This window comes from Cellulomonas sp. KH9, assembly GCF_900114185.1.
In the GTDB taxonomy this organism is placed as follows: domain Bacteria; phylum Actinomycetota; class Actinomycetes; order Actinomycetales; family Cellulomonadaceae; genus Cellulomonas.
In genome coordinates, this window is sequence record NZ_FOSE01000001.1 from 389,304 (window position 1) to 402,294 (window position 12,991).

12 protein-coding genes are annotated in these 12,991 nt (G+C 75.0%); 6 read left to right on the forward strand and 6 right to left on the reverse strand.

Going from position 1 to position 12,991, the window contains the following annotated elements:
- Window positions 1–22 precede the first annotated feature (22 nt).
- Both BMZ16_RS01770 and BMZ16_RS01775 read left to right on the forward strand, forming a co-directional pair.
- Entirely contained in the window at window positions 23–1,006 is a 984-nt protein-coding gene (locus tag BMZ16_RS01770) for a TIGR03557 family F420-dependent LLM class oxidoreductase (RefSeq protein ID WP_089798649.1), read from the forward strand.
- Between the two features lie 90 nt (window positions 1,007–1,096).
- Entirely contained in the window at window positions 1,097–1,462 is a 366-nt protein-coding gene (locus BMZ16_RS01775) for a hypothetical protein (RefSeq protein WP_089797896.1), read from the forward strand.
- A 29-nt stretch (window positions 1,463–1,491) separates the two neighbouring features.
- Here BMZ16_RS01775 and BMZ16_RS01780 read toward each other — a convergent pair whose 3' ends face one another.
- Window positions 1,492–4,092, reverse strand: coding sequence for a helix-turn-helix transcriptional regulator (locus tag BMZ16_RS01780; protein WP_143082723.1), 2,601 nt, complete (start codon window positions 4,090–4,092; stop codon window positions 1,492–1,494).
- A 256-nt stretch (window positions 4,093–4,348) separates the two neighbouring features.
- Between BMZ16_RS01780 and BMZ16_RS01785 the strand changes: the two genes are divergently transcribed.
- From BMZ16_RS01785 to BMZ16_RS01795, 3 genes are all read left to right on the forward strand, one after another.
- On the forward strand, window positions 4,349–5,533 hold the full coding sequence (locus tag BMZ16_RS01785) for a VIT1/CCC1 transporter family protein (RefSeq protein WP_089797898.1): 1,185 nt from the start codon (window positions 4,349–4,351) through the stop codon (window positions 5,531–5,533).
- Window positions 5,534–5,673: 140 nt separating this feature from the next.
- Window positions 5,674–6,579, forward strand: a complete 906-nt coding sequence (locus tag BMZ16_RS01790) for a siderophore-interacting protein (RefSeq protein WP_177199603.1) — start codon at window positions 5,674–5,676, stop codon at window positions 6,577–6,579.
- A 223-nt stretch (window positions 6,580–6,802) separates the two neighbouring features.
- On the forward strand, window positions 6,803–7,285 hold the full coding sequence (locus BMZ16_RS01795) for a DUF1269 domain-containing protein (RefSeq protein WP_089797900.1): 483 nt from the start codon (window positions 6,803–6,805) through the stop codon (window positions 7,283–7,285).
- Between the two features lie 98 nt (window positions 7,286–7,383).
- Here BMZ16_RS01795 and BMZ16_RS01800 read toward each other — a convergent pair whose 3' ends face one another.
- On the reverse strand, window positions 7,384–8,865 hold the full coding sequence (locus BMZ16_RS01800; protein ID WP_089797901.1) for a DHA2 family efflux MFS transporter permease subunit: 1,482 nt from the start codon (window positions 8,863–8,865) through the stop codon (window positions 7,384–7,386).
- A 115-nt stretch (window positions 8,866–8,980) separates the two neighbouring features.
- Here BMZ16_RS01800 and BMZ16_RS01805 point away from each other — a divergent pair, with 115 nt between their 5' ends.
- Entirely contained in the window at window positions 8,981–9,661 is a 681-nt protein-coding gene (locus tag BMZ16_RS01805; protein ID WP_089797902.1) for a TetR/AcrR family transcriptional regulator, read from the forward strand.
- A gap of 43 nt (window positions 9,662–9,704) precedes the next feature.
- Here the strand turns inward: BMZ16_RS01805 and BMZ16_RS01810 are convergent, their stop codons facing one another.
- The 4 genes from BMZ16_RS01810 to BMZ16_RS01830 all read right to left on the reverse strand — a co-directional run bounded on the left by BMZ16_RS01810 (window position 9,705) and on the right by BMZ16_RS01830 (window position 12,789).
- Window positions 9,705–10,145, reverse strand: a complete 441-nt coding sequence (locus tag BMZ16_RS01810; protein WP_218143297.1) for a TA system VapC family ribonuclease toxin — start codon at window positions 10,143–10,145, stop codon at window positions 9,705–9,707.
- On the reverse strand, window positions 10,135–10,353 hold the full coding sequence (locus BMZ16_RS01815; protein ID WP_089798651.1) for a hypothetical protein: 219 nt from the start codon (window positions 10,351–10,353) through the stop codon (window positions 10,135–10,137). Before BMZ16_RS01815 ends, BMZ16_RS01810 begins: the two co-directional genes overlap by 11 nt.
- A 103-nt stretch (window positions 10,354–10,456) precedes the next feature.
- A complete protein-coding gene (locus BMZ16_RS01820) occupies window positions 10,457–11,392 on the reverse strand; it encodes an aldo/keto reductase (RefSeq protein ID WP_089797903.1) in 936 nt (311 codons plus the stop codon).
- 341 nt (window positions 11,393–11,733) lie between these two features.
- The gene (locus tag BMZ16_RS01830) at window positions 11,734–12,789 is read right to left on the reverse strand and encodes a 5'-3' exonuclease (protein ID WP_177199558.1); all 1,056 of its coding nucleotides are present in this window, start codon (window positions 12,787–12,789) and stop codon (window positions 11,734–11,736) included.
- Window positions 12,790–12,991 lie beyond the last annotated feature (202 nt).

Below are 12,991 nucleotides of genomic sequence, written 5' to 3' on the forward strand. Positions count from 1 at the left end.
GGGACCGCGACATCCTCGTGCCGTGACACGCTTCGGGTACACCCTCATGACCGAGCAGTCCGGCCCGCGCGAGCTCGTGCGGTACGCCCAGGACGCCGACCGGCTGGGCTTCGACTTCGCCGTGTCGTCCGACCACTCCTTCCCCTGGCTCGACTCCCAGGGACACGCGCCGTACGCCTGGACCGTGCTCGGCGCAGTCGCGCAGGCCACCGAGCGCCTCGAGCTCATGACGTACGTGACCTGTCCGATCGTCCGGTACCACCCGGCGGTCGTCGCGCAGAAGGCGGCGACCCTCGGGGTGCTGTCCGGCGGGCGCTTCACGCTCAACGTCGGCGCGGGCGAGAACCTCAACGAGCACGTCGTCGGCCAGCGGTGGCCGGCCGTGGGGGAGCGGCACGACATGCTCGAGGAGGCGCTCGTCATCATCGGCGACCTGCTGGACGGCGAGCGCGTCACGTACGAGGGCGCGCACTTCCGCGTCGACTCCGCCCGGCTGTGGGACCTGCCCGAGCAGCGGGTGCCGATCGGTGTCGCGGTGTCGGGCGCCCAGTCGGTGTCGCGGTTCTCCGCGCTCGCGGACCACCTGGTGGCCGTCGAGCCGGACGCCGACCTCGTGACCCGCTGGGAGGAGGCCCGTGCCGGGCTCGGTCCGTCGCGCAAGATCGGGCAGATCCCGATCTCGTGGGGGCCGGACCGCGACGAGGCCGTCGCCCGGGCGCACGACCAGTTCCGCTGGTTCGGCGGCGGGTGGAAGGTCAACGCCGACCTGCCGACCACCGAGGCGTTCGAGGCCGCGAGCCAGTTCGTCCGCCCCGAGGACGTCGCGGAGTCGATCCCGTGCGGGCCCGACCTCGACGCGATCGTCGAGGCCGTGAGCGCCTACTGGGAGGCCGGCTTCACCGACGTCGCCCTGGTGCAGGTAGGCGACGCGCTGCAGCAGCGGTTCCTCGACGAGGCGGCCGGGCCGCTGCTCGAGCGGCTGCGTGCCGCGGCACCGGCCCACTGACGCGCCCGCGCCCGGCGGCCGTCCGCGCCGCCGGGACGCGGGGCACGACCCGGACCGCCACGAACGACCGAGGAGGACGGAGGACCACCGATGGCCGTGACCGCTTTCCAGGACCTGCCGCTGGCCGACCGGGACCGCGAGTGGGACGGCGCCGCCGCCGAGCGCCGGGTCCGCGAGTGGGCCGGGGCGCAGGACGGGCCCACCGCGCGGTACCGCGACGCGCACGTCTGGTACGACGCGGAGAAGAAGGACAACTTCACCGCGTACAAGCTGCTGGTGGCGGACGTCGTCGACGGGACGCTGGTGGCGGTGCCGCGCGGGGTGTTCGCCGCCGCCGCCGTCATGCAGGGGTCGCGCGGGGGCGTCGACCTGCCCGCCGAGGACCGGGACCGGGTCCGTTCCCACCTGGCCACGTACTACGCGAGGCTCGACGAGACCCCGCCCTGGGAGGACTGAGCCGACCCGGGGTCCCGGGGACGCCGGGCTCAGTGCCCGGGACCCTGCGGCCCCAGCACGCCCAGCTCGTGCGCGCGGCGCAGCGCGGCCTCCCGGTCGTGCACGCCGAGCTTGGCGTAGATGCTCAGCACCTGCTTGCGCACGGTGTTCACCGACACCGTCAGGGCGTCGGCGACCTCGCGCGTGGTGCCGTGCTCGTCGAGCAGCGTGAGGACGGTGCGCTCCCGCGGCGTCAGGGGCACCAGGCGACCCGCGGCGGGGACGACCTGGCCCGTGGTGGCCAGGCGCGCCAGCTCATGGTCGTCGAACGGCACGCCGGACTCCAGCACCAGGGCGTCGCGCACGGCCCCGGGCAGGTGCGCGAAGCTGCGCAGGGCGCCCTGCTCGCCGGCCACCCGGCGGGCCGCGCGGAACGCCCGCACCGCCAGCGACGTCTGCCCCGACTCGAGCGCCGCCCACGACTCCAGGACCAGCAGGTCGGTGCGGTCCGCCAGGTTCACCCGGCGGCGCCGGCCGCCCAGCACGGCGGACCGCAGCGCGGCGTGCGGGTCGCCGGTCAGCAGGTGCCACCGGGCGCGCGGCACGTCGCTCCACAGCCCGGTGGGGTCCTGCCCGACCAGCAGGTCCCCGACCCGGTGGTACTCCCCGAGGGCCAGCAGCAGCTCGGCGCGCAGCCGCGCCACGATCCGGTGCACCAGGCCCGCCTGCGCCAGCCACACGTGGTGGGTGCGCTCGATCTGCTCCAGCTCCGCCAGACCGGTCTCCGGCTCGCCGAACAGCACGGCGCGGCGCACCCGGGCGCGCATGACGAACGGCCAGGTCACGTCCGGTGCGTGCACGGCGAGCGTGAGCCGGGACAGGGCGGCGTCGGCAGCCGGCAGGTCGAGGTGGTCGGTGGCGACCATGGCCTCGGCGACGTCGCCGGCGCTGTCCCGCAACCGGATCTCCCAGGCGGGGTCGAGCGCCTCGGCGTGCCGGACGAGCCAGCGTTCGGCGTCGCTCAGCACCCCGTCGAGCGCGTGGACCAGCGCCACGTGGCCGGCAGCCGCGGCGCGCACGTCGGGCGCCCGCGACGGGTCCGCGAGCTCGTAGGCCCGCATCGGCAGCTCCAGCGCGGTGCCCAGGTCGCCGTCCAGCAGCGCCGTGCGGCCGCCCTGCAGCAGGAACCACCAGTACGCGCGGGTGGACGTGCCGCCCGCGACGCCGGCGCGCGCCGCGGCGATCTCCGTGTCCCGCACCACGACCATGGCGCGCGGGATGTCCCCGCGGGACCGGGCGGCGACCAGCGCGGACGCGGCCCCGGTCCAGCGGCCGGCGGGTGTGCGGCTGCGCCACGAGCCGTCGAGCGCCAGCGTCCCGAGCTCGGTCATCAGCCGCAGGACGAGGGCCCGCGGGTCGTCGCGCTCGTCCTCGCCGCGGCGGGCGACCGCCCGCGCCAGGGCGAGGACCGTCGAGGTCTCCGTGACCGCGTCGGGCAGCGGGGCGTACGCCGCGTCGACGGCCGCGCCCGCCGTGGCCACCAGGTAGGTGCCGAAGTCGACCCAGCAGGTCTCGAGCAGCGTCCAGTCGTGCGCCCGCGCGGCGTGCTCGACGGCCGCGCCCGGGTCCGGCGGGTGCGTGGTGAGCGCCGCGACGGCCAGGACGCGGTGCACCCGGGCGGACAGCTCGGGGTCGCGGCGCTCCAGCTCGCGCACGAGCACCTCGCGCAGCAGGCCGGGCACGTGCCACCGGCTGGGGCCCGCGTCCGTGCGGCGCCGGACGACCATCCCGACGGCCTCCAGCCGCAGCAGGACGTCCAGCTCGTCGTCGGCGGACCGGCTCCGGCCCGCGGCGTCGAGCACGAGACGGGTGGTCGCGGGCGTCGGGTCCCCCGCGGCGGCCACGAGCATGGCGGCGCGCAGCAGCACGGTGTCCCCGACGTCGGGGAGCATGACGTCGCGGGCGTACGCGAACGCCGCCGACGTCGCCGGCCGGGCGTCGCCCGGGCCGGTGTCGTCCAGCACGGCGCGGGCCAGCGTGGGCCACCCCTGCACCAGGTCGACGACCTGCCGCAGCCGGGTGTCGTCGACGACGTGGCCCCAGGTGGCCGCGGCGGCGCGCAGCTCGTCCGGGGTGAACGCCAGGTCCCGCGCGGTGAGCGTGACGACCGACAGCGGCCGACGTGTCGCTTCGAGGACCGGGTGCCACGCCCCGCTCGGCCGCAGCGGGTACCGCGCGCCGGTCACCAGCAGCAGGCGCAGCCCGTGGGACGCGGTGAGCAGGTCCGCGACGGCCTGCAGGTCGGCGGGGGCGTCGAGCTGGTCGGCGTCGTCGATCACGAGCACCACGGGCGACCCGGCCGCGTCCACGGCAGCCGCCAGCTGCGCCGGGTCCGGCGCGTCAGGGACGTCGCTGCCCGCCGCGCGCAGCGCAGCCGTCAGCGCGTCGCGCACCGCCGTCCACGGGCCCCGGTGCCCGTCCGACGGCCACGGTCCCGACGTCCAGGCGACCGGCCGGCCGGTGGACCGCTGCCGGGCGGCCCACTGCTCCGCCAGGACGGTCCGGCCGAACCCGTGCACCGCACGCACCACGGCGACGGGATCCAGGCGGTCGAGGCGGTCGAGCAGGCGCGATCGAGCCACTGCGCTCACGGGCAGCTGCCGCGACGCCCACGCCGGCGTCCCGACCGTCCCCCTGCCCCGCCCGGTCCCGCCGGACGGACCCCCTTCGGTCGTCATCCTCCTCAGTATCCGGCTCGCGTCCGACGCGCGCCTGCAGACACGCGTCGTTCGGCGCACCGAAACCCGTCGCGCGGGGCCTCGGCACTCCGGCGCCGCCCGTTATCGCAACCCCGCGGCGCGGCCTACGGTGCAGTCGGCACCTTGTTGCGACGACGCCCGGAGACCGATGACCACCCCTGCCCCGCCGGGCGAGCACCGGCCCACGCCCGCCCAGCTGCGCCGGTGGCGGCGCAACCTCGCCGACGAGCGCGCCGAGGCGGCCGTCTACCGCGACCTCGCGTCGCGACGCACGGGCGAGGAGCGCGAGATCCTGCTCGCGCTCGCCGAGGCGGAGCGCCGGCACGAGGCCCACTGGCTCGACCTGCTCGGTGGCGACGTCGGGCGTCCGGTCCGTGGCGACTGGCGTACCCGCGTCCTCAGCGTGCTGGCCCGGCGGTTCGGGTCGGTGTGGGTGTACGCGCTGGCGCAGCGCGCCGAGGCCCGCTCGACGTACGGGCAGGACTCCGAGGCGACCGCCCGCATGGCCGCCGACGAGCAGATCCACGAGGAGGTCGTGCGCGGGCTGGCGATGCGGGGGCGGCAGCAGATCTCCGGGACCTTCCGCGCGGCCGTGTTCGGCGCGAACGACGGGCTGGTGTCGAACCTCGCGCTGGTCCTGGGCATCGGTGCCAGCGGCGTCGCGACCGGCACCGTGCTGCTCACGGGCCTGGCGGGCCTGCTCGCGGGGGCCCTGTCGATGGCCGCGGGGGAGTACGTGTCGGTGCGCTCGCAGCGTGAGCTGCTGGAGGCGTCCCGGCCTGCCGCGGGCGCGGCGGATGCCCTCGCGCACCTCGACGTCGCGGCCAACGAGCTCGCGCTGGTCTACCGGGCGCGCGGCATGAGCGCCTCGGACGCGCAGGCCCGTGCGGACGTCGTGCTGGCGTCGCTGGCCCAGTACGACGCGCAGCAGGCCGTCGACGCGTCCCTGCTGCGGACGTCGACGACGCTGCCGACGTCCGGGGCCGGTGTCCCGGTCGCACCCGGCGGGGCTCCGGCGCGTCCGGCGACGCCCGAGCGGGACGAGCACGAGTCCGTCGGCACCGCCTGGGGTGCCGCCATGGCGAGCTTCTGCTTCTTCGCGTCCGGTGCGCTGATCCCGGTCGTGCCGTACCTGCTGGGGGCGTCGGGGACGACGGCCGTGCTGTGGTCGGCCGGGCTCGTGGGCGTCGCGCTGCTGGGGACCGGCTCGGTGGTGGGGCTGCTGTCCGGGGCGTCCCCGGTGCGGCGCGCGCTGCGCCAGCTGGCCATCGGGTACGGCGCCGCCGCCGTCACGTACGCGCTGGGTCTGCTGTTCGGCACGTCGGCGGTGTGACGCCCGGCACACGCGGCCCCGGACGATCTGGCGGCGGACGCTCTTGCCTTTTCAGGTAAGCCTCACCTTATGCTGCTCGTGTGACCGAGGCCGCAGTGACGACTGTCGAGACGACCGCACCCCCGGCGTCCCCTTTCCGGATGTTCCACGTGCGCGTCGCCGCGATGCAGCGGCTGTGCCCCAGCCTGCTGCGCGTGACGTTCACGGGCGACGACCTCGACCGCTTCGCGGACAACGGGTTCGACCAGCGGATCAAGTTCTTCCTGCCGGTCGCCGGCGCTCCGTACGCGGACCTCATGGACCTCGGCCGCACGGGCGACTGGTACGGCACGTGGCGCGCCCTGCCCGAGGACCGCCGTCACCCCATGCGCACCTACACGGCCCGCGGTGTGCGTCCGCACCCGCGTGAGCTGGACGTCGACATCGTGCTGCACGGCGACACCGGGCCCGCGTCGCGCTGGGCGACGACCGCCCGCGTCGGCGACGAGCTGGTCGTCATGGGCCCCAACGCCGACCACGTCGGCCCGCACGGCGGCGTCGACTTCGTCCCGCCCGCGCGCACCGACCGGCTGCTCATCGCGGGCGACGAGACCGCGCTGCCCGCCATCGCCGGCATCGTCGAGCGGCTGCCGCGCGACGCCCGCGGCGAGGTGCTCGTCGAGATGCCGTGGTCCGACGACCGCCTCGCGCTCGACGCCCCGGCGGGTGTGCGCATCCACTGGCTCGGCCGCGACGGCCGCGCCCACGGCGACCTGCTCGTCCCGGCCGTCCAGGCCGCGTGCGCGCGTCTGCTGCCCGGCCAGGCGCCGACCCCGGACACCGTCCTGGAGGACGTCGACGTCGACCACGACATGCTGTGGGAGGTGCCGATCGACTATGCGACCGGCGCCCCGCTGACCGCCGAGGCCCACCTGTACGCGTGGCTCGCGGGCGAGGCCGGCGTCATCAAGACCCTGCGCCGCCACCTGGTGCGCGAGTGCGGCGTCGACCGCAAGGCCGTGGCGTTCATGGGGTACTGGCGGCAGGGGAAGTCCGAGACCAACTGACGGTCTCCTGCCGGCACCGGTTCTTCTGATCGCGTCGACGGCTCCTCACGGGGGACGCGATCCTGCGCGCCCTGTCGGCGCCCTGTCGGCGCCCCGGGGTGCACCCGCCATGGCCCGACTCGCCCGCACCGGGGGAGGCGCACACGCCGCTGCCCGCGCCAGCGTGGAGCGCGGTCGGCCTCCTGGGTGCCGGCCGCGCGGGCGACGACGAGAGGGCGGGACGATGACGACGTTCAGCGTGTGGAAGTTCGACGGCCCGGAGCGCGCCCAGGACGCGGCGCGGATCCTCGCGGAGGCCGAGGGTGACGGCCTCGTGCACGTGGTCGACCGTGCCGTCCTGTCGTGGCCCGAGGGCGCGGCACGGCCGACGATGCACCACGCGCGCAACGACGAGCGGCGGGGCACGGCGTGGGGCGCGCTGTGGGGGCTGATCGTGGGCGGCCTGTTCTTCCTCCCCCTGCTGGGGGCTGCCGCCGGGGCCGCGCTCGGGGCGATCGCCCGCGCCGTCGCCGCCGTCGGCATCACGAAGGAGCAGCTCGAGACCATCGGGCGGGAGGTCACGCCGGGGACCTCGGCGCTCTTCGCCGTCACCGAGGGTGCCGACCTGGACCGGCTGGGCGAACGCTTCCACGGCCTGCACTGGACGCTCGTGTCCACCAATCTGACCCCCGCGGAGAGTGCACAGCTCACCGAGACGTTCGGCTGACGCGGTCGGCTGACGCGCTCGGCTGACGCGGCCGGCGGGCACCGCCCGCACAGGTGGGCGCGTGCGGCTGCCTGACCCGGCGGTTGCCGACCGGTCGGCTAGTGCCCGACGAGCACCGGTGACTCCGCCTCCACCTCCGCAGGCTTGCGCACGAACAGCGTGAGCACGACGGCCACGCTGGCGATGACGGCCCCGACGACGAACGCGCGGTGCACGCCCGCCGCCATCGCCTCGGCGGGTGCGGCGCCCGTGGCGGCCGCACCGGCAGCCCCGACCGACATCAGCGTGACGAACAGGGCCGTGCCGGCAGCCCCGGCGACCTGCTGCAGCGTGCTGGTGATCGCGCTGCCGTGGGAGTACAGGGAGCGCGGCAGCGACCCGAGCGCCGAGGTCAGCAGCGGGGTGAAGACGAAGCCGAGCCCCAGGTTGAGGGTCATGTGCACCGCCACGATCCACCCGATCTGCGTGTCCATGCCGAACGTCGTCATGCCCCAGAGCGCGGCTGCGGCGACGACCATGCCGGGCAGGACCAGCGGCCGCGGCCCGTGGCGGTCGAACAGCGCCCCGACCACGGGTGCGATGACGCCCATGAGGACGCCGCCGGGCAGCATCATCAGCCCGACGGTCAGGGTGTCGAGCGCGAGCGCCTGCTGCAGGAACAGCGGCAGCAGGATGAGCGAGCCGAACAGTGCGGACATCACGACGACGACGAGCACGACGGCGAGGCTGAAGGACCGCGAGGTGAACGTCCGCAGGTCGAGGAAGGCGGAGTCCGTCCGCTGCAGGGTCAGCTGACGCAGCACGAACACGATGAGCGCGACTGCGCCGACCGCGACCGGGATCCCGGGCGCCACGGGCGCGTGCCCCGACGCCGACTCCCCGACGAGGCTGAGGCCGTAGATCAGGCCGCCGAACCCGACCGCGGCGAGCAGCGCGGAGGGCGGGTCGAACGTCGCGTGCGACGTCTCGGTGACGTTGCGGACCCACACGGCGCCGAGCGCGAGGGCGAGCAGCGCGATGGGCAGCACGATCCAGAACATCCAGCGCCAGTCCAGCGAGGACAGGATGGCGCCGGACGCCGTCGGGCCGATCGCCGGGGCGACGGCGATGACGATGGAGATGACGCCCATCATGCGGCCGCGGTGGGTGGCGGGGACGACGTTGAGCACGGTGGTGAACAGCAGCGGCAGCATGATCGCGGTGCCCGACGCCTGGACGACGCGCCCGGCGAGCAGCACCTCGAACCCGGGGGCGAGCGCCGCGAGGAGGGTGCCGGCGGAGAACAGCGACATCGCCGTGAAGAACAGGCCCCGCACCGGGAACCGGGCCAGCAGGTAGCCGGTGCACGGGATGACGATCGCCATGGTCAGCAGGAAGCCGGTGGTCAGCCACTGCGCGGTCGCGGCGGTGACGTCGAGGTCGACCATGAGCCGGGGCAGGGCGACGCCCATGATCGTCTCGTTGAGGATGACGACGAACGCCGAGGCCACGAGCAGCGCGATCACGGGGCCGGTGCGGATCGCGGGGGACCCGTCCGGGGCGCCGGACGGGACGGGCCGGAGGTCGTTCTCGAGCGTCATGAGGTCTCTCTGTCAGCGGGTGGGGGCGGACGGCGTTCCTGGGGAACAGCGACGTCCGGTCGACGAGTCTATGGCAGTGACTGCCACAATCGCCGCGGGGTGGGAGGATGGGCGGATGCTCGACGCGGACGACCGGCAGCGCGGCCCGCACGTCGTCGACGACGGCCCGGACGTCGACTGCGGCCTGCGCGAGCACCGCCGTCGCGAGACGCGCCGCGCCATCACCGACGCCGCGCTCGACCTCTTCGAGCGTCAGGGGGTGGCGGCCACGAGCGTCGAGGCGATCGCCGAGGCCGCGGGCATCGCCCCGCGCACCTTCTACCGCCACGCGGGGACGAAGGAGAACGCGCTGTTCGTCGACGACGACTCGATGGAACGGCTCATCACGTGCGTGCGCGGCGTCGACCAGCGCGGTCCCACCGTGGTCCGCGCGATCGAGCAGGCGTTCCTGACGCAGGTCGACGCCTTCGACGCCGAGCCCGCGGCGAGCCACGCGCGCGTCCTGCGCGTCCGCCGGCTCGTCCTCGCCGACGCGGACCTGCTGGCCCGCGCCCTGGCCCGCGACGCCGAGCAGGTGCAGGTGCTCACCACGATCGTGCTGCACGCCAGCGACCACCCCGACGTCGACGAGCTGCGCGCCCGCACCGTCGTCACCGCGATCGGCACCGCCGTGCGCCTGGCGTACGACGAGTGGGCACGCCGCGCCGAGCGGGGCGAGACCGTGCCGGTCCGGTCGCTCTACCTGCAGGTGCGGTCCGGGCTGGTCGACCACTTCACGGGCGCTGCCGACGGGTAGGACCGTGCCGAGCCGGCCGGTCGAGCGAGGCGCGCGGTCGCTCTCAGGCGGCCGGGACGACGCTCACCAGGTGGGAGTCCGCCGGGTGGAGCGAGCGGAGGAGCTTGGCATCGAGCGTCGCGAGCGTGCTGCCGGTGCGCCTCGCGAGCTCGACGAGGTGGAAGTCCGTGACCTGACGCGGGCCGACCATGCGCGTCAGGTCGATCGCGGCGTCCGCGAACGAGGCGTCGTCCGGGAGGAAGCGGTGGCCGGGGACCGTCCGCATCTGGCGCAGCGCCGCGACGGCCTCGACCGGGAGGACCGCCCGCCCGGCGACGGCAGGCGTGGACAGCAGGCGCACGAACGCCGACTCGGTCGTCGGCGTCGTCGCCCACGCCGTGACGTCGGCGAACCACCGGTGCGCGGCGCGGTGGTGCACGTGCGCGTCGGCGGCGAGCGCCAACAGGACGTTCACGTCGAGCAGGTAGCAGGGCTCAGCCGTCACGGTGCTCGGCGACCATCTCGTCGGTGATCACGTGGCCCCCCGGGCCGTGGAACACCGGGAACCCACGGACGGTCGACGCGGGCGCGGTGCCCTCGAGCGCTCGCTCGGCGAGGTCGGAGATCGCGCGCCCGATCGACACGTTCTGCTGCTCGGCGATCGCACGCGCGGCGGCCAGCACCCGGTCGTCGATCTCCAGCGTCGTCCTCATGCGCATCACGGTATCACCGCATCATCCGCACGGTCGGTGCCCGGCTGAGCACGACGGAGCCCGGCCCGCACGCATGCGGACCGGGCTCCGGAACGCCTGTGGGTCAGGGGACGATGTGCCCCGCGGCGCGGAACAGCTCGTACCACTCGGCCCGGGTGAGCGGCAGGTCCGACCCGAGCGCGGCCCCCGCGACGCGCTCGGGCGTCGTGGTGCCGAGGACGACCTGCATCTGCGCGGGGTGCCGCGTGATCCACGCCGTGGCGATCGCGATCGGGGGCACGTCGTACTGCGCGGCGAGCCGGTCGATCACGGCGTTGAGCTCGGCGTGGTCGGGGGAGCCGAGGAAGGTGCCGGTGAAGAACCCGGCCTGGAACGGCGACCACGCCTGCACGGTGATGTCGTTCAGCCGGCAGTAGTCGAGCAGCCCGCCGCCGTCGCGGGTGACGGACTGGTCCTCGGCCACCATGTTCCCGGCGACGCCCTGGGCGACCAGTGCCGCGTGGGTGATCGACAGCTGCACCTGGTTGGCGACCAGCGGCTGGCGCACGGACCGCTTGAGCAGGTCGATCTGCCGCGGCGTGTGGTTGGAGACGCCGAACGCCCGCACCTTGCCCGCGGCCTCGAGCTCGTCGAAGGCCCGCGCGACCTCGTCCGGCTCGACGAGCGCGTCGGGGCGGTGCAGCAGCAGGACGTCGATGCGGTCCGTGCCCAGGGCCTGCAGGGAGGCCTCGACCGACGTCATGATGTGCTCGTACGAGAAGTCGAAGTACGGCCCCTCGCGCACGATCCCGCACTTGGTCTGGATGGTGATCTCGTCGCGCTGCGACGGCGTGAGCGCCATCGCCTCGGCGAACCGGCGCTCGCACTCGTGCATCTCGCGGCCGTACACGTCCGCGTGGTCGAGGAAGTCGATGCCCGCGTCGCGGGCGGTGCGCACGAGCTCACGGATCTCGTCGTCCGACTTCTCGGCGATCCGCATGAGCCCGAGCACGACGTTGGGGGCGAGGACGTCGGTCCCCGGCAGGGTGAAGGTCTTCATGCTGCATCCTCCATCGAGGTCGTCGTCGGCCACGACCCGGGCACCGCCACGTCGCGGCCGGGTCCTCGCGTCCGATGCTCTCCCCCCGGGGCTGCGCGACGCGGGTCGCGGCGCGGCCTGCACGTCCCCGCCGCCCGTCGGTGTCGGTGGGCGGCGGGACGATGGCCGGACCGTCGCCGGCGTCGGGTCGGCGGCACGGCTGCAGGGGGTGGACGCCCCACCCGTCGAGGACCTCGCGTGGGGGCGGTTCACGGGGTTCACCGACCCCGACGGCAACCGGTGGGCGGTGCAGCAGCTCCCGCCACGGGCCCCCTGACCGGCCGGGACGTCAGACCGGGACGTCAGAAGAGCGTCAGGTCGTCCGCGGCCTCGTCCTCGACGTCCACCGTGGCGGCCGTGACCGGAACCGGTGCGCGCGCCGGTTCCGGGGCACGTGCCACGACCGCGCCGGGTGCCTCGGCCGGCGCCTGCGCCGCGCCGGCCAGCACGCGGGCGGCGAGCCACTGCAGCGAGTGGAGCTCGACGCGGGCCAGCGCGTCGTGCAGCCCCTGCGGGTCGACCGGCAGCACGCCGGGTCCGGACCCCGCGACGAGGTCCATCTCCAGGTCCAGGTCGGTGCGCATCGTCATCAGCTCGACGTTCTCCCAGAACGCCGCGCGCCCGTCGGGGTCCGCCAGCTTCTTCACGCACGCCTTGCCCAGCACCTCGGCGACCCGCGCGCCGCCGTTCGTGTCGACGTCCTGGAACGCGGCCTCGACGGTCCCGAAGGCGTTGAGCAGGGCCACACCGGTCTTCTCGCCGATCCCGCGGATGCCCGTGAGGTTGTCCGACGCGTCCCCCCGCATGGCGGCGTACTGGCGGTACTGCCCGGCGTCGATGCCGAGCAGGATCCGCAGCCGCTCGGGCGTCAGCACGGGGGACGCCTCGACGCCGCCGTTGATGATCCGCAGCACCGACGTCGTCTCGTTCACCAGGGCGAACGCGTCCCGGTCGGACGTGCAGACCACGGTGTGCCAGCCGGCCGCCGTCGCGGTCGCGGCGGCCGACGCCAGGACGTCGTCGGCCTCCAGCCCGTCCGGGATGACGACGTGCAGGCCGGCGGACCAGAACACGTCGACCGCGAGCGACAGCTGGGTGACCAGGTCCGCGGGCTTCTCGGTACGGTGCGCCTTGTAGTGCGGGTGCGCCGCCTTGCGGGCGTTCCCGGCGGCGTCGTCGAACCCGATGACGACCGCGTCGGCCGCGACCCGGTCCACGGCCCCGAGGATCTGCGAGAGCGCGCCCTTGACCGCCCACGTGGCCTGCCCGTCACGGGTGCGCAGCTGCGAGCCCGCCAGCGCGTGGAACGAGCGGTGGAGCAGGGAGTTGCCGTCGACGGCCAGGAGGGTCTTCGTCATGGGGGTCGGGCGGGGCGGTGCCGCCCGGGTCCTTTCTCGCGTGCGCGCTCCCAGGGTAGGCGCCCGGCGACCCGCTGCGCCTCGCTCGTCCGCGCCGCCCTCGTCACCCGAACGGACGGTGTGCCCGGACTCACCCTTCCCTTCCTGCTGCGGGGTGTCGATGCTGGTGACAGCGCCGGAACCCGGCGCGACACACCGCGAG